Source organism: Pseudomonas sp. GW823-FHT02C02, assembly GCF_058797635.1.
This window is the reverse complement of record NZ_JBXAJV010000007.1, coordinates 190,026-209,903: the sequence shown is the minus strand read 5'-3', so window position 1 is coordinate 209,903 and position 19,878 is coordinate 190,026. Positions and strand designations below refer to the sequence as shown.

Genomic DNA, 19,878 nt, shown 5'->3' with positions numbered 1-19,878 from the left:
GGCGAGGGGGCTTACCCTCTCGCCACAGGTAAAGTGTTCACTCCCCCGCAATAAAACTCACCCGCACCTTCAACCCCGCCGACTCACCATCGTGCAGGCTGATCTGCGCCAGGTGCGCGCGACAAATCTCACCGACAATCGCCAACCCCAGCCCGGACCCGGCCACTTGCTGGTTGCGCCGGTAAAAGCGCTCGAACACCCGATCCCGCTCATCAACGGGAATTCCCGGCCCGTCATCTTCGACCTCCAGCACCGCCGGCGCCGTGACCCGCAGAATCACATTGCCCCCCGGCGGCGTGTGAGCGAGGGCGTTGTCCACCAGGTTGCTCAGCAGTTCATTCAGCAACGTCGGTTCGCCGCGCAGCCACACTGGCTCGTCAGCCTCCAGCGCCAGGGCGACGCCGCGGGCATGGGCCAACGGCGCCATGGCCATGCCCAGTTCGCGCGCCAACTGACTCAGGTCCAACAACTGCGCGCCGCCCTCGGCAATCGCCCGGGCCCCGTTCTCTACCCGCGCCAGAGAAAGCAATTGATTGGCCAGGTGAGTCAGGCGATCCGTGCCTTGGGCAGCGGTTTCCAGGGTGCTGCGCCAGGTTTGTGGTTCGTTTGAACGCAGGCCCAGTTCGAGTCGCGCCTTGAGCGCCGCCAACGGCGTGCGCAGCTCATGGGCGGCATCGGCAATAAACTGCGCCTGCCGCTCGAATTGCCCGCGCAGTCGCTCGGTAAAGTGATTGAGTGCGCGCACCAGCGGCCACAACTCATGCTGCACTTCCACCAGCGGCAACGGCCGCAAATCATCCGACTGACGCTCTTCCACCGCCGTGCGCAAGCGCTCCAGCGGACGCAACGCCGCGCTGACCGCAAACCACACCATCAGCAACGCGCCGATGGCCAACATGCCCAATCGCAGCAACGTGTCCGCCGCCAGACTGCGAGCCATCGCGACCCGCGCCTCGTCGGTTTCTGCCACGCGGATTTCCGCCATGCCGTTCATGTTCGGCTCGCTCACCGGCTTGAGCAGGCTCACCACGCGCACGTTCTGCCCGCGGTATTTAGCGTTATAGAAGCTCGCCAGCGCCGGATAGTCATCGGTACGCGGCGTTCCCGGGGGCGGCGGCGGGAGGTTTTCGTAACCGGAAATCAGCTTCTGATTGATGTCGTTGACCAGGTAAAAAATCCGCCCGGCGCTGTCGTAGGCGAAGGTATCGAGGGCCACGTAGGGCACGTCGGCGCTGAGGCTGCCATCGCGCTGGGACACACCGGCGGCGATGGTCCGCGCCGACGCCAGCAGGGTCCGGTCATAGGCGGTGTCAGCGGCTTCGCGACCATTCCAGTACGCGCTCAAACCACTGGCCAGCATTAACACCACCAACAACAGCGCCAGGTTCCACAACAACCGCCAGCGCAGGCTGCTGGGCTTATGCATCGCGGCTTTCCAGCAAATAGCCGAGGCCGCGGAAGGTCACGATGGCGACCGGTTGGCCATCCAGTTTCTTGCGCAGGCGGTGGACGTAGATTTCGATGGCATCCGGGCTCGCTTCTTCATCGAGGCCAAACACCTGAGCGGCCAGTTGCTCTTTGCTCATCACCCGACCGGGCCGGGCGATCAATGCCTCGAGGACTGCCTGCTCGCGAGAGGTCAGGGTCAGCAATTCTTCACCGAGGGTGAAGCGCCGAGTGTCCAGGTCATAGGCCAGGACGCCGCAGCGCTGCTGACGCTCACCGCCCAGCACGCTGCGCCGCAACAAGGCTTTGACCCGGGCCTCGAGTTCGGTCAGTTCAAAAGGTTTGGCCAGGTAATCGTCGGCGCCCAGGTTGAGCCCGTGCACCCGGTCCTTGACGTCGCTGCGTGCGGTCAGCATCAGCACCGGTAGGTTCTTGCCCCGGGCCCGCAGGCGCGCCAGCACTTCGAAACCATCCATGCGCGGCAGACCGACATCGAGGATCGCCACCGCGTATTCCTCGCTGCTCAAGGCCAGGTCGGCCGCCACGCCGTCGTGCAGCACATCCACGGTCAACCCGGTGCTCTTGAGCGCCTGGGCGACACTTTCGGCGAGCTGCAGATGGTCTTCGACGAGCAGGACACGCATGGATTGTTACCTCGTTCAGGGATGGTCGACGCCATTCTTTGGCGCGGAGTTTACAGCCGCATCCGCCGCTGTGAAGCCTGAAAACTGTGAAAGCCAACTGAAAGGTTAGCGAAAGGTTAGCCCGTTAGAGTCGCCCCACGGATGGTTTCGACTGCAGGCCACCCGATCGTGCTTTGAAATGTAGCTCCCGAAAAACGCCTCGATGCGTTTTCGCCAATAAGAACAATAACGAGGTACTGCACCATGCTGGCCAGACAGCTTCAGGTTTGCCCGTCCCACCCGTTTTTTCAATCCCTCTCGTTCACGTTTGTCAGCGCTCCTACCGGCTGCACGACGCGAATCCGCCGCACCTGAAACATCCCCAAAAACAAAAACTCCCGTGGAGACAACAATGAATCGATCACTGCGCCGTTTCGCCCTCGCCGCCAGCTGCATGCTGTTCGCCGGCCAACTGATGGCCGAGCCAAAACGCCCTGAATGCATCGCCCCGGCCTCGCCAGGCGGCGGTTTCGACCTGACCTGCAAACTGGCGCAAAGCGCGCTGGTGAACGAAAAACTGCTGACCAAACCGATGCGCGTGACCTACATGCCCGGCGGTGTCGGCGCGGTGGCGTACAACGCGGTAGTTGCTCAACGTCCGGCCGACGCCGGCACGCTGGTGGCGTGGTCCAGCGGTTCTCTGCTGAACCTGGCCCAGGGCAAGTTCGGTCGGTTCGATGAAACCAACGTTCGCTGGCTCGCCGCCGTCGGCACCAGCTATGGTGCTATCGCAGTAAAAAGCGATTCGCCTTACAAGACCCTCGACGATCTCGTGCAAGCACTGAAGAAAGATCCAAGCAAAGTGGTGATCGGCTCCGGCGGCACCGTCGGCAGCCAGGACTGGATGCAAACGGCGTTGATTGCCAAGGCCGCCGGGATCAACCCGCGTGACCTGCGTTACGTCGCCCTTGAAGGCGGCGGTGAAATCGCCACCGCCCTGCTCGGCGGCCACATCCAGGTCGGCAGCACCGACATCTCCGACTCCATGCCGCACATCCAGAGCGGTGACATGCGCTTGCTCGCCGTGTTCTCCGAGAAGCGCCTGGACGAGCCGGAAATGAAAGACATCCCGACCGCCAAGGAGCAAGGCTACGACATCGTCTGGCCAGTGGTTCGCGGTTTCTACCTCGGGCCAAAGGTCAGCGACGAAGACTACGCCTGGTGGAAAGACGCCTTCGACAAACTGCTGGCGTCCGAAGACTTCGCCAAGCTGCGCGATCAGCGTGAGCTCTTCCCGTTCGCCATGACCGGCACGGAGCTGGACACCTACGTGAAGAAGCAGGTTGCGGACTACAAAGTGCTGGCCAAAGAGTTCGGCCTGATCCAGTGATCGCCTCTGTCTAGCGGCTGCGGCCCCGATTTGCGGGGCCGTGGCACAGGAGTTTCCCATGCTCTTACAACGCATTTTTGCTTCGGTGCTGTTGCTGGCCTGTGTTGGCCTGGCACTGATGGCCTGGCCGTACCAGGCGGCTTTTTCCTACGAACCGGTGGGCCCTCGCGCGTTTCCGCTACTGATGCTCGGTTTGATGGGGCTCGGCCTGCTGTACATGGTGTTTCGGCCGACGCCGATCATCCACAGCGACGATGACCCGAAACTGGACCGCGAAACGCTGATCAAGATCGGCATCTGTGTGGTGCTGTTGCTGGTGTTCGCCGGCACCTTCGAACCCCTGGGTTTCATCGTCGCCAGCATCCTGATCGGCGTCCCCATGGCTCGCCTGTATGGCGGCCGCTGGCTACCGAGCGCGGTGATCATCAGCCTGATGGCCATCGGTCTTTACCTGCTGTTCGACAAGTTGATGGACGTGCCACTGCCTTTGGGCGTACTCGACGTTCTGGAGAACTGATATGGATACTCTTGGCTATTTGGGTCAGGGCTTCGGCGTCGCGCTGACCCCGTATAACCTGGTGACCGCACTCTGCGGCACCCTGATCGGCACCGTGGTCGGCCTGTTGCCCGGCCTGGGCCCGATCAATGGCGTGGCGTTGTTGATCCCGATCGCGTTCGCCCTGGGCCTGCCACCGGAGTCGGCTTTGATCCTGTTGGCGGCGGTTTACCTGGGCTGTGAATACGGCGGCCGGATCAGCTCGATCCTGCTGAACATTCCGGGCGAAGCGTCCACTGTCATGACCACCCTCGACGGTTATCCGATGGCACGCAAAGGCATGGCCGGTGTGGCCCTGTCGTTGTCGGCATGGAGTTCGTTCATCGGTGCGTTCATCGCCACGTGCGGCATGGTGCTGTTCGCGCCGTTGCTGGCGAAATGGGCGATTGCCTTCGGTCCGGCAGAATATTTCGTGCTGATGGTGTTTGCGATTGTCTGTCTCGGCGGCATGGCCGGTGATCGTCCGCTGAAAACGTTCATTGCCGCGCTCATCGGTCTGTTTCTGTCGTGCGTCGGGATCGATGCCAACAGCGGCGTGTACCGTTTCACTGGAGACAACATCCATCTGACTGACGGCATTCAGTTCGTGGTGCTGGTGCTGGGCCTGTTCTCCATCAGCGAAATCCTCCTGCTGCTGGAGAAGACCCATCGCGGTCAGGAAGCGGTGAAAGCGACCGGCCGAATGATGTTCAACGTCAAGGAAGCTTCGGCGGTGTTCATGGTGAACATCCGTTGCGGCTTACTGGGTTTCATCATGGGCGTGTTGCCGGGTGCGGGCGCGACCCTCGCCAGCGCCGTGGCCTACATGACCGAGAAGCGTATCGCCGGCGCCAAGGGCACCTTCGGCCAAGGTGACATGCGCGGCCTCGCCGCCCCGGAAACCGCCATCGGCGGTGCAGCCTGCGGTGCACTGGTGCCCATGCTGACCCTCGGCGTTCCAGGTTCGGGGACGACAGCAGTGATGATCGGCGCGCTGTCGCTGTACAACATCACGCCCGGCCCGCTGTTGTTCCAGCAACAACCTGACATCGTCTGGGGCCTGATCGCCTCGTTGTTCGTCGCCAACGTCATGCTGGTGATCCTCAATATCCCGATGATCCGCATCTTCACCCGCATCCTCGCCGTGCCGAACTGGGCGCTGGTGCCGGTGATCGCGATCATTACCGGGATCGGCGTCTACGCGGTGCACGCCACCACCTTCGACCTCTTCCTGATGATCGGCATCGGCATCTTCGGTTACATCCTGCGCAAGCTGGACTTCCCGTTGTCGCCCGTGCTGCTGGGCTTCATCCTCGGTGGCTTGATGGAGCAAAACCTGCGCCGTGCGCTGTCGATCTCCAACGGTGCGCTGGAGATCCTCTGGTCGAGCCCGATCACTTTCGGTGTCTGGGTACTGACCGCGATCATGCTGCTGATGCCACTGCTGCGGATCTGGCGTAAACGTTCGGCTGCTCAACGCGCCATCGCCGATGTCTGATCGACCACCTTTCAACGCCTGGTGGGGTACGCCGTTGGTCGGCGCGCTGGGCGGTTACCTGGCCAGTCTGGTCGGCTGGCCGCTGCCGTGGATGGTTGGCTCGTTGCTGGCGATCATCCTGGTGCGCTGCCTGACACCCTGGCAATTGGCGGAAATCCCTGGTGGCCGCAAGTGCGGCCAATGGATCGTCGGGATCGGCATCGGCCTGCATTTCACCCCAGTGGTGATGGAGCAGGTGTTGAGTCACTTCGGCCTGATTTTCTTCGGTGCGTTGATCACCAGCCTGTCCGCCGTGGTCGGGGTCTGGTTGATGCGGCGCACCGGGGAGGATCGCGCTACCGCGTTCTTTTCCAGCATGCCGGGTGGCTCCGGGGAGATGGTCAACCTCGGCGCGCGCAATGGCGCGGTGCTGAGTCGAGTCGCGGCGGGGCAAAGTCTGCGAGTGCTGGTCGTCGTGCTTTGCGTGCCGGCAGCCTTCAAGTATTTGCTGGGCAGCGGCACACCGATTTTTCATCCCTCCGCCGTCAATTGGTGGTGGCTGGCGCTTCTCTTCCCGGCGGGCGCCTTGGCGGCCTGGCTCTGGGAACGTCTTCGTCAACCCAATCCGTGGCTGTTCGGGCCGCTGCTGGTCAGTGCAACGGTGAGCATCGGTTGGGATTTGCACATCGGCTTGCCCCATGGCGGGAGCCAGATCGGCCAATGGCTGATCGGCAGCGGCCTGGGCTGTCATTTCAATCGGCAGTTTTTCCGCCGGGCGCCCTCTTTTATGGGACGGACCTTGGTCGGCACGATTTTGACCATGCTGATCGCTACGGCGGCGGCACTGGGCTTGAGTGCGCTGACGCATCTGGATCTGCGTTCGCTGACGCTGGGCATGATGCCTGGCGGCATTGCGGAGATGAGCCTGACGGCGGAGACCTTGCAACTGTCCGTCCCGCTGGTGACGGCGATGCAGGTGATGCGGTTGTTGTTTGTGTTGTTTCTGGCGGAGCCGTTGTTCAGGTATTGGAATCGCGAGCCTGAGTCAGACTGAGGACCGAGTCGCCTTCTTCGCGGGCAAGTCTCGCTCCTACAGATTCGTGCAGGACCTGTAGGAGCGAGGCTTGCCCGCGAAGCTTTTTTAGACTGGCGGCAACCGCCACTCAATCGGCGTTTCGCCATTCTGTTCAAGAAACTTGTTGGTCCGGCTGAAATGCCCGCACCCCAGAAAACCGCGATAAGCGGACAGCGGTGACGGGTGCACCGACGTCAGCACCAGGTGCTTGGTGGCATCGATGAGTTTCTGTTTGCTCTGGGCATGCGCGCCCCACAGCATGAACACCAGATGTGGTTGCTGTTGACTGACCACTTCAATAATTCGATCCGTGAAAAACTGCCAGCCCTTGTCCTTGTGCGCATTGGCGTTGGCGCGCTCGACCGTCATCGTGGTGTTGAGCATCAACACGCCTTGATCAGCCCAGCTCTGCAGATAGCCGTGGTTGGGGATGTCGATGTTCAGGTCGCGTTTCAACTCTTTATAGATGTTTACCAGCGACGGTGGCGCCGGCACACCCGGTTGCACCGAGAAGCACAGCCCGTGGGCCTGTCCCGGGCCGTGATACGGGTCCTGACCGAGGATGACGACCTTGACCTTGTCCAGCGGCGTGGAGTTAAGGGCGTTGAAAATCATTGGGCCCGGAGGATAAATCTCCTTGCCCGCCGCGCGCTCCTGCTGCAGGAAATTACGCAACTCTGCCATGTAGGGCTGGTCGAATTCGGCACGTAGTGCCTCCTTCCAGCCCGGTTCGAGTTTGATACGGTCATCAGCAGTCATGGTTACATCCGGCAAAAACAATGGGGCGAACCCTAGGAAAGCCCACCACACTTGTCAATTGATCTGACGCAGATCCGGCACTTTCCTGTACAGCGATCATACTGAACGCTCAATTTCACTATCGAGGTCACGATGAATCTGCACTTCGAAGAACTCACCGGCACCGACGGTGCGCGCATCGGCATCGCCAGCCTGGATGCCGAAAAGTCGCTCAACGCCCTCTCCTTGCCGATGATCAATGCCCTGCGCGATCAGATGGACGCGTGGGCCAAGGATCCGCAAATCGTCTGCGTTCTGCTGCGCGGTAACGGCGCCAAGGCTTTTTGCGCCGGCGGCGAAGTGCGCAGTCTGGTCGAAGCCTGCCGCGCTCACCCCGGGGAAGTGCCGCCGTTGGCCGCGCACTTCTTTGCTGCGGAATATCGCCTGGACTTCAATCTGCATACCTACCCCAAACCGCTGATCTGCTGGGGCCATGGTTATGTGCTGGGCGGTGGCATGGGGTTGCTGCAAGGCGCAAGCATCCGGATTGTCACGCCGAGCAGCCGCCTGGCGATGCCGGAGATCAGTATCGGTCTGTATCCGGACGTTGGCGCCAGTTGGTTTCTGTCACGCCTGCCCGGCAAGCTCGGGCTGTTTCTGGGGCTGACCGGCGCGCATATGAACGGTCGTGACGCGATCGACCTGGGCCTCGCCGACCGTTTCCTGCTCGATGAACAGCAAGAAGAACTGATCGAAGGCTTGCTGCAATTGAATTGGCAGGAACAGACGCCAATGCAGCTCAACAGTCTGCTCAAGGCCTTGCAGCAGGAAGCCGTTGCGCAAATGCCCGCCGCGCAGTGGCTGCCTCGACGCCAGCAAATCGATGAACTGCTGGATATCAGCGATGTGCGCTGCGCCTGGAAAGCCATCAGCGCTCTGCGCGACCATTCGGATCTGCTATTAAGTCGAGCAGCGAAGACCATGACCGAAGGTTCGCCACTGACCGCTCATCTGGTGTGGGAACAGATCGCCCGCGCCCGGCACATGTCATTGGCTCAGGTCTTTCAGATGGAATACACGATAAGCCTCAACTGCTGCCGTCATCCGGAGTTCAGCGAGGGGGTTCGGGCGCGGTTGATTGATAAGGACCAGAAGCCGCACTGGCACTGGCCTGACATCAATAACGTGCCGGATGCGGTGGTAGAGGCGCACTTTCATAAAGTCTGGGAAGGTCGGCATCCGTTGGCCGATCTGTCGGAATACTAAAAAATGTGGGAGCGAGCCTGCTCGCGAAGGGGACGTGTCAGTCGACATTGATGTCGCCTGACCTACCACCTTCGCGAGCAGGCTCGCTCCCACAGGTATTGCGTTTAGTTGATGAGGTTAACGACGGCCACCCCGGCCATCGTGATCGCCGCGACCGTTATGGTCGCCTCGTCCGCCGTGATTGTTGCGTCCGCCATGGCCACGGTTATCGTTGCTCCAACCGCCGCGGTTACGGCCGTCCCAACCATGGGCCCGGTAGTCGCCCCGTTGCGACTGGTAATGACGAGGGGCCGGTTGATAAACCCGCGGCTGGTGGTAATACCGCGGCGTTGGCTGGTAATACCGCGCCGGTGGCGCGTAGTAGCGGCGCGGCTGCGTGTAGTAACCGCCGCCACCTGAATAGTAAGGTCCGCCACCGGAATAATAGGCGGGCGCTGGCGAGGTATAGACATCGGAACGGTAGTAGCTGCCTCCTCCATCGGAATAGGGCACGCACGCACCAAGAGACAATCCCAATACTGCAATCAGAAGAATTCGGTGGAGCTGTTTTCGACAGAGCATGGCGGCCTCCTGGACCGCGAGTGAGCCATACCAGCGACGCTGGCAGGCGACAGTCAATTATTCGGTGACTGTCGAAAGATCAGACATCGTTTTCCAAATCTGGTGCGTTCCTGAAACAGATTGAAACAAGTAGCCGATGAAAGGTTTTTCATCTATTCACCCGCTGATTAATGGTGGCCACCGCGGTATCCACCGCCGTAATGACGTGGCCCGTGCCCGCCCCAATAGTAGTAGCGATAGCCCCCATAGAAGCGCGGGCCGTAGTAATAACGTGGGCCGTAATAGTAGGAATAGGGAGAATAGCCGGGGTAGTAATAAGGCGCGGAATACACATCGTAACCACCGGCGTAGTAATAGCAGCCGGATAGACCAAGCCCGAGAACCATACCGAACAACAGTCGACGAAACATGGCGGCCTCCTGAAAGACCCACAGCCGCAACAGGCCGGCTGACACCCATTTGACTGGCAATGCCGGGGCGAGTGCCGAAGGGTGCGGACCTTCAGATCAGCGGCCACGACGTCCCATAGCGGTGCACCCGCGCACCATCACAAGGCAACACCGCCTCGCCTGCCCCAAGCGCTCATCGCGCAATCCCCTACCCTAGAGCCCTCAAGCCAACTTGGCACGGCTCTCGCTTTAGCAAACCCGTGCAGGAGTCATCACAAGGTTCGCGGCACCACAATTTGCAATGGCTGACTAGGGTTCCGGCTCGCTAAGGCGAGTGGCTGGTCCGAGAGTTGGCGACCTCCAGTTGAGGTTACACGGCGGGACAAAAGCCCGGGAGACAAGCCACCGTTCGCGGTGCCGCGTTGACTCCTGCCCGCCCTTGATCAACTGGAGAACCACCCATGCTCAAGCTTCGTTTACCCGCCCTGCTCGCCGCTGCCTTCGCAGCCCTCGTGAGCCTCCCGTCCCACGCCGCTCAAAAAGACCACTTCAGCGTCTGCTGGACCATCTACGCCGGCTGGATGCCCTGGGAATACGCCGGCAGCCAAGGCATCGTCGACAAATGGGCGAAGAAGTACGGCATCAAAATCGATGTGGTGCAGCTCAATGACTACGTTGAATCCATCAACCAGTACACCGCCGGCCAGTTCGACGGTTGCACCATGACCAACATGGACGCGCTGACCATTCCGGCGGCCGGTGGCGTCGACAGCACCGCGCTGATCGTCAGCGACTTCTCCAACGGCAACGATGGCATCGTGCTCAAGGGCGATGGCAAGAAGGTCGCCGACCTCAAGGGCATGGACGTCAATCTGGTCGAACTGTCGGTGTCACACTACCTGCTGGCCCGGGCGCTGGATTCGGTCGACCTCACCGAGAAAGACCTGAAAGTGGTCAACACCTCGGACGCCGATATCTCGGCCGCCTTCAACACCGATCAGGTCAACGCCGTCACCACCTGGAACCCGATGCTGTCGGACATCAAGGCCAAGCCCGGGGTGACCGAAGTCTTCAACTCGAGCCAGATCCCCGGCGAAATCATGGACATGATGGTGGTCAACAGCGCCACCCTCAAAGACAACCCGGCCCTGGGCAAAGCCCTGACTGGCGCCTGGTTCGAAGTGGTCGCGTTGATGAACGCGAAAAACGCCGCCAGCAAGGTCGCACTCGAACACATGGCCAAAGCTTCGGGCACCGACCTGGCCGGTTTCCAGTCGCAACTCGACACCACCAAATTGTTCGCCACGCCCAAGGAAGCCCTGGACTTCTCCACCAGCAAGCAATTGCCGGAAACCATGCGCAAGGTCGCCGAGTTTTCGTTCCAGCACGGCTTGCTGGGTGAAGGCGCCAAAGACACCAGCGCCGTCGGCATGGCCTTCGCCAATGGCGTGACCAGCGGCGACAAGACCAACCTCAAGCTGCGCTTCGACCCGACCTACGTGCAGATGGCCGCTGACGCCAAGCTGTAAACCGGAGGACTGGCCATGCGCCTGATCAATCGCCACCCGGATCGCCCGAGTCGTCTGCTGTTGGTGATCCTGCCGTTCGCCCTGGTGCTGTTCGCCTACTTCATGGGCTCGGCCGAGCGGCTGACGGATAACCCCAATGACAAGCTATTGCCGAGCGCCGTGCAGATGACCGACGCGGTGAAACGCCTGGCATTCACTGCCGACACCCGCACCGGTGAATACCTGTTGTGGCAAGACACCGCGTCCAGCCTGCGCCGCCTGGCCATCGGCCTCGGCATCAGTGCGCTGGCCGGGCTGTGCCTGGGCATCGCCGCCGGAACGTTGCCGCTGTTCGGCGCGCCGTTGTCGCCGTTGCTGACGGTGTTGTCGATGGTGCCGCCACTGGCAATCCTGCCGATTCTGTTCATCGTCTTCGGGCTGGGGGAATTGTCGAAAGTGATGCTGATCGTGATCGGCATCACCCCGTGCCTGGCCCGTGATCTGGAACAGCGCGCCCGGGAAATTCCGGTCGAGTTGTTGATCAAGGCCCAGACCCTCGGCGCGTCGACCTGGACATTGATGCTGCGCGTGGTGCTGCCACAACTGTTGCCACGGCTGCTGATCTCGCTGCGTTTGATGCTCGGCTCGGCGTGGCTGTTTCTGATCGCCGCTGAAGCCATCGCCTCCACCGACGGCCTCGGCTATCGGATTTTTCTGGTGCGCCGCTACCTGGCGATGGACGTGATTCTGCCTTACGTGGTGTGGATCACCCTGCTCGCCTGGCTGATGGATTGGGGCCTCAAACACCTGACCCAACGCGCGTTCCCTTGGTATGAAGGAGCCCGCGCATGAGCTTCATCACGGTAAAAAACGTCTGGCAGCAATACGCCGATCAAGTCGTGCTCGAAGGCCTGAACCTGAACGTTAACGAAGGTGAATTCTGCACCTTGGTCGGCGCGTCGGGTTGCGGCAAGTCGACCTTCCTGCGCCTGTTGCTCGGCCAGGAACGCGCCAGTCGCGGCGAGATTCTGCTGGACGGTCAGGCGCTGGCCGGCGAACCGGATTCCAGCCGTGGCGTGGTGTTCCAGCGTTACTCGGTGTTCCCGCACCTGACCGTGCTCGATAACGTCGCCCTCGGCCTCGAACTGCCGCGCTCGCCCTTGCTCGGGCGCTTGTTCGGCAGTGCAAAAAAAGACGCCCGCGAACAGGCCTCGGCGCTGCTGCACAAGGTCGGCCTCGGCCATTCGCTGGACAAGTACCCGGCGCAGCTGTCCGGCGGCATGCAACAACGGCTGGCCATCGCCCAGGCGCTGATCATGAAACCCCGCGTGTTGCTGCTCGACGAACCGTTCGGCGCGCTCGATCCGGGCATCCGCAAAGACATGCACGCCTTGCTGCTGGAGCTGTGGCGCGAGACGCAACTGACGGTGTTCATGGTCACCCATGACCTGTCCGAAGGTTTCAGCCTCGGCACTCGTTTGCTGGTGTTCGACAAGGTCCGCGTCGACCCGCACGCCCCCGGTGCCTATGGCGCGCGCATCACTTACGACATCCCTTTGAACAGCGACCGCCGCGTCAACCGCGCCGCCGTCGATGCCTTGCCGGCTGCGCTGGCGGGCACGCTTCGTATCGCTTAGAGGAATTTTGAAATGACTGATTCGACCCAACTGTTCCCGCCCTTCGCCGAAGAAATGCTCCCTGGCGGCGGCCATCGTTCGTTCGTGTTGAAACGCGGCCAGTTGCTGCGCCTGACCGACCTGCGGGGCGGCGCCAACGTCAGCCTGACGCTGCTCAATGCCAATGAAAAAACCGAACGCCTGAACCTGCCCGACAGCCTCAAATGCCAACACACCGCCAAGCTCACCCGCGGCCATTGCCTCTATTCGGACATGGGCCGCGTGCTCGCCGCGATCACCGCCGACACCTGTGGCTGGAGCGACAGCCTCGGCGGCGTGCTCTGCGCTGAAGAAGTCGCGGAAAAATACGGCGCCGGCCGTTATCAGGAACTGCGCAACGGCTTTTTCCGCAACGGCACCGACAACCTGTTGGTGGAACTGGGCAAGTGGGGGTTGGGCCTGTCGGATCTGCTGATGACTCTCAACCTGTTCAGCCGCGTCAACGTCGATGAGACCGGGCGTTTCCACTTTGTCGAAGGCAACTCGAAGGCCGGCGATTACATCGAGTTGTACGCGCCGATGGACACCCTGGTGGTACTCACCGCGTTGCAGCATCCGATGGACCCGTCGCCGGACTACGCCCCCAAACCCCTGAAGCTCAGCTGGATGAACGCCGACGCCAGCGTCGCCGAACATTGCCGCACCTCGCGCCCGGAAAACGAGCGCGGCTTCATCAACACCGACCGTTTGTTCGCCTGAGGATCGCTGCCATGTCACTTGCAATCGCTACCGCTCAACAGTCGCCTGAAACTGCGGTCTACCGCGCCACCATCCCGGCCGGCGAACCGTGGCTGATGGAGGTCAAGGCCGGCCAGACTTTGCGCATCCTCGACCTGGAAGGTAATCAGGCCGTCGACACCTTGTTCTACAGCGTGGCCAACCCGAAGGAACGCTATGACGTGCAACGCACGTTGCGCCGGCAGAACAGCGTCTACCTAAGCACCGGCAGCGTGCTTTATTCCAACCTCGGCAATCCGATGCTGACCATCGTCGCCGACACCTGCGGGCGTCACGACACCCTCGGCGGCGCCTGCGCGCAGGAGAGCAACACCGTGCGCTACGCCTTGGAGAAACGCTACATGCACAGTTGCCGCGACAACTACCTGCGCGCCTGCGTGCATGACGGGCGACTGGGCAAAGGCGACATCGGACCGAACATCAACTTCTTCATGAACGTGCCGGTCACCGCCGACGGCGGGCTGACCTTTGAAGACGGCATCTCGGCACCGGGCAAATACGTCGACCTGCGCGCCGAAATGGACGTGATCGTGCTGATCTCCAACTGCCCGCAACTGAACAATCCGTGCAACGCCTACAACCCGACCCCTGCGGAGCTTTTGGTATGGAACTGAAATTCGCGCGGTTGCGGCGGTGGTTGTTCGCCCTGTGCCAGGCCCGTTCCGGGCAGTGCCTCAAAAAGTAAGAACACCTCAATCCAAATGTGGGAGCGAGCCTGCTCGCGATGGCGTCAGCACATTCAACATCGATGTTGACTGACACACCGCTATCGCGAGCAGGCTCGCTCCCACAGGGGTTCAGTGGTGTTTTCAAGGTTAGTGATTCTGCCGTCGGGGACGACCCCGGCGCTCATCGAAAAACTGCGGGACGGCCCGCATCCCCTCCGGGGTCTATGCCATGTTCGAAAAAGTCCTGATTGCCAACCGTGGCGCCATTGCCTGCCGCATCCTGCGCACCCTGCGTGACGTGCAGGTCAAGGGCGTTGCCGTTTACTCCGAAGCGGATGCCGCGAGCCTGCACATCCTGCAGGCCGATGAAGCCCACAGCCTCGGGGAAGGCGCCGCCGCCGGCACCTATCTGGCCGTCGATAAAATTCTCGCCATCGCCAAAGCCTCGGGCGCCACGGCGATCCACCCCGGCTACGGTTTTCTCTCGGAAAATGCTGCGTTCGCCGAAGCCTGCGAAGCCGCCGACATCGCCTTCATCGGCCCGACGCCGGAGCAACTGCGCGTGTTCGGCCTCAAACACACCGCGCGCGCCCTGGCCAAGCAACACGGCGTGCCGATGCTCGAAGGCACCGAACTGCTCGACAGCCTCGACGCGGCGCTGATTGCCGGCGACCAGGTCGGCTACCCGGTGATGCTCAAAAGCACGGCAGGCGGTGGCGGCATCGGCATGCGCGTGTGCCGCAGCGCGGCCGAGTTGAGTGAATCCTTCGAAGCGGTCAAACGCCTCGGCCAGAACAATTTCAGCGACGCCGGCGTGTTCATCGAGAAGTACATCCAGCGCGCCCGCCACCTGGAAGTCCAGGTGTTCGGCGACGGTCGCGGCGACGTGATTGCCCTCGGCGTGCGCGACTGCTCGGTGCAGCGCCGCAATCAAAAAGTCCTCGAAGAGACTCCCGCGCCGAACTTGCCCGATGGCATGGCTGAAGAACTCTGCGCGGCGGCGATCAAACTGGCGAAAGCGGTGAATTACCGCAGCGCCGGCACCGTGGAATTTGTCTTCGACAGCGAAGATCAGCGCTTCTACTTCTTGGAAGTGAACACTCGTTTGCAGGTGGAGCACGGCGTCACCGAGCAAGTGTGGGGCGTGGACCTGGTGCGCTGGATGGTGGAACTGGCAGCCGGTGATTTGCCGCCATTGAGCGACTTGAGCCGAGGCTTGAAAGCCGACGGCCATGCGATTCAGGCACGGCTGTATGCCGAAGATCCGGGCCGTGATTTCCAGCCGAGCCCAGGTTTGCTGACCGCCGTGAACTTCCCTGCTGCCGACGGCAAACACCTGCGCATCGACACCTGGATCGAAGCCGGTTGCGAGATCCCGCCGTACTTCGACCCGATGATCGCCAAGGTCATCTGCTGGGCGCCGACCCGTGAAGAGGCCGCTGCGGATCTGCATCAGGCGCTGGGTGACAGCCTGCTGTACGGCGTGGAAACCAACCGCGATTACCTGCGGCAAATTCTGCTCGATGCGCCGTTCGCCAGCGGCCAGCCGTGGACCCGTTGCCTGGAAGGCCTGGTGTATCAGGCCAACACCTTTGAGGTGCTCAGCGCCGGGACTCAGACCAGCGTTCAGGACTATCCCGGCCGTCTCGGTTATTGGGCGGTAGGCGTACCGCCGTCGGGGCCGATGGACAGTCGCGCGTTGCGTCTGGGCAATCTTCTGCTGGGTAATGACGAAGGCGCCGCGGCGCTGGAAATCACCATGAGCGGGCCGTTGCTGCGCTTCAACTGCGAGGCCGTGGTGGCGGTGACCGGGGCCGTCATCCCGCTGACGTTGAACGGTGAAACCGTCGCGATGAACACGGCGTTGCTGATTCCAGCGGGCGCTACGCTGAGCCTCGGCACGATTGCCGGGGCCGGCGCTCGCAGCTATCTGAGCCTGCGCGGTGGCCTGCAAGTGCCGGATTATCTGGGCAGCAAAAGCACCTTCACCCTCGGACAGTTTGGTGGACATGGTGGTCGTGCGTTGCGGGCGGGCGATGTGTTGCATGTGCCTGCCTTGATCGACAGCCGCGTCGGTCAACAACTGGACCACGTCAGCGAGTTACCCGCCGTGCGGCAGATCCGGGTGATCTATGGCCCTCACGGTGCACCGGAATATTTCACTGACCACTACATCGGCACCTTTTTCGCGACCCAGTGGGAAGTGCACTTCAACTCCAGCCGCACCGGCGTGCGATTGATCGGGCCGAAGCCTGAATGGGTTCGGCCCGATGGGGGTGAAGCGGGGCTGCATCCATCGAACATCCATGACAATCCATATGCCATTGGTGCGGTGGATTTCACCGGGGACATGCCGGTGATTTTGGGGCCGGATGGTCCGAGCCTGGGCGGGTTTGTCTGCCCGGTGACGGTGATTGAGGCGGACCTTTGGCAGCTTGGGCAACTGAAGGCCGGAGACAAAGTCCAGTTCCTCCCGGTCGATCTAAAAACCGCCCGCAACCTCGCCCTGAAATGGAATACCCCCTGCAGGAGTGAGCCTGCTCGCGATGGCGGCGGTACAGCCAACGTTGATGTGACTGACACACCGCTATCGCGAGCAGGCTCACTCCTACAAGGGATTGTGTCGCCTGTTGTTTTGGAGTTGGGTCAGGGGGATACGCGACTTGTGGCGAGGTTGTCGGGGGATACGCACCTGCTCCTTGAAATCGGCGCACCTGAACTTGACCTGGTCCTGCGCTTCCGCGCCCACGCCCTCATGCAAGCCCTGGAAAGCAAAACCCTGCATGGTGTCATCGACCTCACACCGGGCATTCGCTCGCTGCAAATCCACTACCAACCCGAACAACTGCCGCTGGCCGACCTGCTCGGCATTGTCGCCGGTGAATGGGACGCCGTGTGCGCCGCCCGGGACCTGCAAGTACCGTCGCGCATCGTGCATTTGCCGCTGTCCTGGGACGACCCGGCCTGTCAGTTGGCGATCGAAAAATACATGACCACCGTGCGCAAAGACGCCCCGTGGTGCCCAAGCAATCTGGAGTTCATCCGCCGCATCAACGACCTGCCGAACCTCGACGAAGTGCAGCGCACGGTGTTCGACGCCAGCTATCTGGTGATGGGCCTGGGCGACGTTTACCTCGGCGCACCGGTCGCCACCCCGCTCGACCCGCGCCATCGCCTGGTCACCACCAAGTACAACCCCGCGCGCACCTGGACGGCGGAAAACTCGGTGGGCATCGGTGGCGCCTACATGTGCGTGTACGGCATGGAAGGCCCCGGCGGTTATCAGTTTGTCGGTCGCACGTTGCAGATGTGGAACCGTTATCGCGCAGTCGCCGCGTTCGACGGCAAACCGTGGCTGCTACGCTTTTTCGATCAGATCCGCTTCTACCCGGTGAGCGCCGAAGAACTGCTGCGCATCCGACGGGACTTCCCGCTCGGGCGCTTCGATTTGAACATCGAACACAGTCAGTTGAACCTCGCGGATTACCAGGCCTTCCTGACGAAAGAGGCCGATACCATCGCGGCGTTTCGCGATCAGCAAAAAGGCGCGTTCAACGCCGAACGCGAGCGCTGGATCGCCAGCGGCCAGGCGCATTTCGACAGCGAGGAACCGGCCCCCGAAGCTACCGAAGACGCACCACTCGCCAGCAATGAAATGAGCGTCGACAGCCACATCGCCGGCAACCTCTGGCAGGTTCAGGTCCAGACCGGAAGCCGGGTCGCCGCCGGTGATGTGCTGGTGATTCTGGAGTCGATGAAGATGGAAATTCCGCTGCTCGCGCCCATGGCCGGCGTGGTGCGCGAGGTCCGCGTGCAACCGGGTTCGGCGGTGCGCGCCGGACAGCGCGTCGTGGTGCTGGAACTCGACTGAACCCATTTTGAAAAGGAATGACGCCATGAATATCAATCTGCAACTCGACGCCCTGCGCAGCGCTTATCGCGTCGGCAACATCACGCCCCGCCAATTGCTGCTGGGCCTGCGTGACAAAGCCGCAGCGCTGAACCCGGATTATCACCTGTTCATCCACTTGCTCAGTGTCGAGGAACTGGAACCGTACCTCGCCGCCCTCGACGGTGGCGACCTCGACAGCCTGCCGCTGTACGGCGTGCCCTTCGCGATCAAGGACAATATCGACCTGGCGGGCATTCCCACCACCGCCGCGTGCCCGGCGTTTGCCTATGTGCCGGAACGCTCGGCGACCATCGTCGAGCAGTTGCTGGCGCTGGGCGCGATTCCGCTGGGCAAGACCAACCTTGATCAGTTCGCAACCGGGTTGAACGGCAGTCGCTCGCCGTATGGCGCGTGCCCGAACAGCGTGCTGCCGGAGTATCCGTCGGGCGGTTCCAGCGCCGGCTCGTCGCTGGCGGTGGCGCTGGGCGTGGCGAGTTTTTCGTTGGGTACGGACACGGCAGGATCGGGACGTGTGCCGGCGGCGTTGAATAATCTGGTGGGATTGAAAGCCACCAAAGGGCTTATCTCCACGGCGGGTGTGGTGCCGGCCTGTCGCACGCTCGATTGCGTGACAACGTTCACCGCAACGGCTCGGGAGGCCAGCCAGTTGCTGGCGCTGACCGCGCACCTCGATCCGCGAGATGAATACAGCCGCAGCAACCCGCTGTGGAATGACGGGTCGGCGTTCGGTACGCCGCGTCCGTTCCGTTTCGGCGTCCCGCGTGCGCAGGACCTGGAATTCTTCGGCTGCCCTGAAGGCCCGTTGTTGTTCGGTGATGCCATCGATCGGCTCAAGGCACTGGGCGGTACAGCTGTGGAACTGGATCTGTCGCCTTTCCTCGAAGCGGCGCGTTTGCTCTATGAAGGCCCTTGGGTGGCCGAGCGTTACAGCGTGGCCGGCGAGTTGATGGAGCAGAATCCCGAAGCCGTTTTGCCGGTGATTCGCGCGGTACTGGCCAAGGCGCCGGCGGTGACGGGCGTGCAGACGTTCCGGGCCCAATATCGGCTGCAAGCCTTGAAGGCGCTGTGCGACAAGGCGCTGGAAAATCTTGATTGTGTCGTTACGCCCACCATCGGCCGCCCCGTCACATCGGCGGAACTGGACGCCGAACCGGTCCTGCGCAATTCGGAACTGGGTTACTACACCAACTTCATGAACCTGCTCGATTACGCGGCCGTCGCCGTGCCCAGCGGCTTCATGGGCAATGGTTTGCCCTGGGGTGTGACCGTGTTTGGCCGGGCGTTTACCGATCAGTATTTGTTGGGAGTGGCGGATGCTTTGCAGCGCCGCTCGGCTGAGCCGGCACCGACGACTGTCGCCCGCCATGATCGCGCACGACTGGTGGTCTGTGGCGCGCATCTGGATGGGTTGGCGTTGAACTGGCAACTGAAGCGACGCGGGGCTCGGTTGGTTGAGACGACTTACAGTTCGCCGGATTATCAGCTGTATGCGTTGGCCGGCGGTCCGCCGTTTCGTCCGGGGATGGTGCGGGTGAAGGATGGCGGCGTGGCGATTGCGGTGGAGGTTTGGGAATTGCCGAGCAGTGAACTGGGCTCTTTTCTGACGGGGATTCCTGCGCCGCTGGGGTTGGGCAAGGTGCAACTGGCGGACGGGCGTTGGGAGAGCGGGTTTATCTGTGAAGCGTATGGGTTGGAGGGGGCCGCCAATATCAGCCATTTAGGCGGATGGCGTGCTTACCTCGCCAAATGATCGTTCCCACGCTCTGCGTGGGAATGCCGCCCGGGACGCTCCGCGTCCCATCGCAAGCGTCACAGGATGCATTCCCACGCGGAGCGTGGGAATGATCAAGCTCCCGCAGGAGGCGTGTGTGGACA

General features: G+C 61.9%; 17 protein-coding genes and 1 riboswitch. Of the genes, 12 read left to right on the top strand and 5 right to left on the bottom strand.

The genetic code is table 11. The features are described from left to right. Nucleotides 1-37 precede the first annotated feature (37 nt). Together AC1ROI_RS14900 and AC1ROI_RS14895 are read right to left on the bottom strand one after the other, a co-directional pair. The gene (locus AC1ROI_RS14900; RefSeq protein WP_010462282.1) at nt 38-1,426 is read right to left on the bottom strand and encodes a sensor histidine kinase; all 1,389 of its coding nucleotides are present in this window, start codon (nt 1,424-1,426) and stop codon (nt 38-40) included. Continuing rightward, nucleotides 1,419-2,090, bottom strand: coding sequence for a response regulator (locus AC1ROI_RS14895; RefSeq protein ID WP_007898613.1), 672 nt, complete (start codon nt 2,088-2,090; stop codon nt 1,419-1,421). The genes AC1ROI_RS14900 and AC1ROI_RS14895 overlap by 8 nt, the downstream gene beginning before the upstream one ends. 391 nt (nt 2,091-2,481) lie before the next feature. Between AC1ROI_RS14895 and AC1ROI_RS14890 the strand changes: the two genes are divergently transcribed. The 4 genes from AC1ROI_RS14890 to AC1ROI_RS14875 are packed head-to-tail and all read left to right on the top strand — an operon-like array spanning nt 2,482 to nt 6,525. Beyond that, nucleotides 2,482-3,459, top strand: a complete 978-nt coding sequence (locus tag AC1ROI_RS14890) for a Bug family tripartite tricarboxylate transporter substrate binding protein (protein WP_102594113.1) — start codon at nt 2,482-2,484, stop codon at nt 3,457-3,459. 58 nt (nt 3,460-3,517) lie between these two features. Continuing rightward, nucleotides 3,518-3,976, top strand: a complete 459-nt coding sequence (locus AC1ROI_RS14885) for a tripartite tricarboxylate transporter TctB family protein (RefSeq protein ID WP_010462287.1) — start codon at nt 3,518-3,520, stop codon at nt 3,974-3,976. A gap of 1 nt (nt 3,977) precedes the next feature. Beyond that, complete coding sequence (locus tag AC1ROI_RS14880; protein ID WP_083374828.1) at nt 3,978-5,492, top strand: tripartite tricarboxylate transporter permease; 1,515 nt, start codon at nt 3,978-3,980, stop codon at nt 5,490-5,492. After that, nucleotides 5,485-6,525: an AbrB family transcriptional regulator gene (locus AC1ROI_RS14875; protein WP_083374829.1), complete on the top strand. Its 1,041-nt coding sequence runs from the start codon at nt 5,485-5,487 to the stop codon at nt 6,523-6,525. Before AC1ROI_RS14880 ends, AC1ROI_RS14875 begins: the two co-directional genes overlap by 8 nt. 87 nt (nt 6,526-6,612) lie before the next feature. On the opposite strand, the gene ung is transcribed toward AC1ROI_RS14875, so the two are convergent. Next, nucleotides 6,613-7,305, bottom strand: a complete 693-nt coding sequence (gene ung, locus AC1ROI_RS14870; RefSeq protein WP_010462292.1) for a uracil-DNA glycosylase — start codon at nt 7,303-7,305, stop codon at nt 6,613-6,615. A gap of 132 nt (nt 7,306-7,437) precedes the next feature. On the opposite strand from ung, the gene dspII reads away from it, so the two are divergent. Continuing rightward, complete coding sequence (gene dspII / locus AC1ROI_RS14865) at nt 7,438-8,550, top strand: enoyl-CoA hydratase/isomerase DspII (protein ID WP_010462294.1); 1,113 nt, start codon at nt 7,438-7,440, stop codon at nt 8,548-8,550. Between the two features lie 117 nt (nt 8,551-8,667). Here the strand turns inward: dspII and AC1ROI_RS14860 are convergent, their stop codons facing one another. Together AC1ROI_RS14860 and AC1ROI_RS14855 are read right to left on the bottom strand one after the other, a co-directional pair. After that, nucleotides 8,668-9,111 (bottom strand): hypothetical protein, encoded by a 444-nt coding sequence (locus tag AC1ROI_RS14860; protein ID WP_102594112.1) that lies wholly within the window; start codon nt 9,109-9,111, stop codon nt 8,668-8,670. 167 nt (nt 9,112-9,278) lie between these two features. Next, nucleotides 9,279-9,521 carry a hypothetical protein gene (locus AC1ROI_RS14855; protein ID WP_083374831.1) on the bottom strand — a complete coding sequence of 81 codons (243 nt, stop codon included), beginning with the start codon at nt 9,519-9,521 and terminating at the stop codon, nt 9,279-9,281. 277 nt (nt 9,522-9,798) lie between these two features. Next, nucleotides 9,799-9,899, top strand: a riboswitch (guanidine-I (ykkC/yxkD leader). Nucleotides 9,900-9,961: 62 nt separating this feature from the next. Between AC1ROI_RS14855 and AC1ROI_RS14850 the strand changes: the two genes are divergently transcribed. From AC1ROI_RS14850 to atzF, 7 genes are all read left to right on the top strand, one after another. Further along, entirely contained in the window at nt 9,962-11,029 is a 1,068-nt protein-coding gene (locus AC1ROI_RS14850; RefSeq protein WP_010462301.1) for a putative urea ABC transporter substrate-binding protein, read from the top strand. Between the two features lie 15 nt (nt 11,030-11,044). Beyond that, entirely contained in the window at nt 11,045-11,860 is an 816-nt protein-coding gene (locus AC1ROI_RS14845) for an ABC transporter permease (RefSeq protein WP_010462303.1), read from the top strand. Beyond that, the gene (locus tag AC1ROI_RS14840) at nt 11,857-12,645 is read left to right on the top strand and encodes an ABC transporter ATP-binding protein (RefSeq protein WP_010462305.1); all 789 of its coding nucleotides are present in this window, start codon (nt 11,857-11,859) and stop codon (nt 12,643-12,645) included. The genes AC1ROI_RS14845 and AC1ROI_RS14840 overlap by 4 nt, the downstream gene beginning before the upstream one ends. Before the next feature lie 12 nt (nt 12,646-12,657). Further along, nucleotides 12,658-13,383: an urea amidolyase associated protein UAAP1 gene (locus AC1ROI_RS14835; RefSeq protein WP_010462307.1), complete on the top strand. Its 726-nt coding sequence runs from the start codon at nt 12,658-12,660 to the stop codon at nt 13,381-13,383. Between the two features lie 11 nt (nt 13,384-13,394). Continuing rightward, nucleotides 13,395-14,036: an urea amidolyase associated protein UAAP2 gene (locus tag AC1ROI_RS14830; protein ID WP_010462310.1), complete on the top strand. Its 642-nt coding sequence runs from the start codon at nt 13,395-13,397 to the stop codon at nt 14,034-14,036. 283 nt (nt 14,037-14,319) lie between these two features. Further along, nucleotides 14,320-17,961: an urea carboxylase gene (gene uca, locus AC1ROI_RS14825; protein ID WP_102594111.1), complete on the top strand. Its 3,642-nt coding sequence runs from the start codon at nt 14,320-14,322 to the stop codon at nt 17,959-17,961. Nucleotides 17,962-17,986: 25 nt separating this feature from the next. Beyond that, on the top strand, nt 17,987-19,753 hold the full coding sequence (gene atzF / locus AC1ROI_RS14820; protein ID WP_102594110.1) for an allophanate hydrolase: 1,767 nt from the start codon (nt 17,987-17,989) through the stop codon (nt 19,751-19,753). The last annotated feature ends 125 nt before the right edge of the window (nt 19,754-19,878 follow it).

Excerpts from the sequence above, each read along its gene's own strand:
- AC1ROI_RS14830 (WP_010462310.1), top strand. The coding sequence starts at position 13,395 with ATGTCACTTGCAATCGCTACCGCTCAACAGTCGCCTGAAACTGCGGTC.
- ung (WP_010462292.1), bottom strand. The coding sequence starts at position 7,305 with ATGACTGCTGATGACCGTATCAAACTCGAACCGGGCTGGAAGGAGGCA.
- AC1ROI_RS14900 (WP_010462282.1), bottom strand. The coding sequence starts at position 1,426 with ATGCATAAGCCCAGCAGCCTGCGCTGGCGGTTGTTGTGGAACCTGGCG.
- AC1ROI_RS14835 (WP_010462307.1), top strand. The coding sequence starts at position 12,658 with ATGACTGATTCGACCCAACTGTTCCCGCCCTTCGCCGAAGAAATGCTC.
- AC1ROI_RS14850 (WP_010462301.1), top strand. The coding sequence starts at position 9,962 with ATGCTCAAGCTTCGTTTACCCGCCCTGCTCGCCGCTGCCTTCGCAGCC.
- AC1ROI_RS14840 (WP_010462305.1), top strand. The coding sequence starts at position 11,857 with ATGAGCTTCATCACGGTAAAAAACGTCTGGCAGCAATACGCCGATCAA.
- AC1ROI_RS14845 (WP_010462303.1), top strand. The coding sequence starts at position 11,045 with ATGCGCCTGATCAATCGCCACCCGGATCGCCCGAGTCGTCTGCTGTTG.
- AC1ROI_RS14860 (WP_102594112.1), bottom strand. The coding sequence starts at position 9,111 with ATGCTCTGTCGAAAACAGCTCCACCGAATTCTTCTGATTGCAGTATTG.
- dspII (WP_010462294.1), top strand. The coding sequence starts at position 7,438 with ATGAATCTGCACTTCGAAGAACTCACCGGCACCGACGGTGCGCGCATC.
- AC1ROI_RS14890 (WP_102594113.1), top strand. The coding sequence starts at position 2,482 with ATGAATCGATCACTGCGCCGTTTCGCCCTCGCCGCCAGCTGCATGCTG.
- AC1ROI_RS14875 (WP_083374829.1), top strand. The coding sequence starts at position 5,485 with ATGTCTGATCGACCACCTTTCAACGCCTGGTGGGGTACGCCGTTGGTC.
- atzF (WP_102594110.1), top strand. The coding sequence starts at position 17,987 with ATGAATATCAATCTGCAACTCGACGCCCTGCGCAGCGCTTATCGCGTC.
- AC1ROI_RS14855 (WP_083374831.1), bottom strand. The coding sequence starts at position 9,521 with ATGTTTCGTCGACTGTTGTTCGGTATGGTTCTCGGGCTTGGTCTATCC.
- uca (WP_102594111.1), top strand. The coding sequence starts at position 14,320 with ATGTTCGAAAAAGTCCTGATTGCCAACCGTGGCGCCATTGCCTGCCGC.
- AC1ROI_RS14895 (WP_007898613.1), bottom strand. The coding sequence starts at position 2,090 with ATGCGTGTCCTGCTCGTCGAAGACCATCTGCAGCTCGCCGAAAGTGTC.
- AC1ROI_RS14885 (WP_010462287.1), top strand. The coding sequence starts at position 3,518 with ATGCTCTTACAACGCATTTTTGCTTCGGTGCTGTTGCTGGCCTGTGTT.
- AC1ROI_RS14880 (WP_083374828.1), top strand. The coding sequence starts at position 3,978 with ATGGATACTCTTGGCTATTTGGGTCAGGGCTTCGGCGTCGCGCTGACC.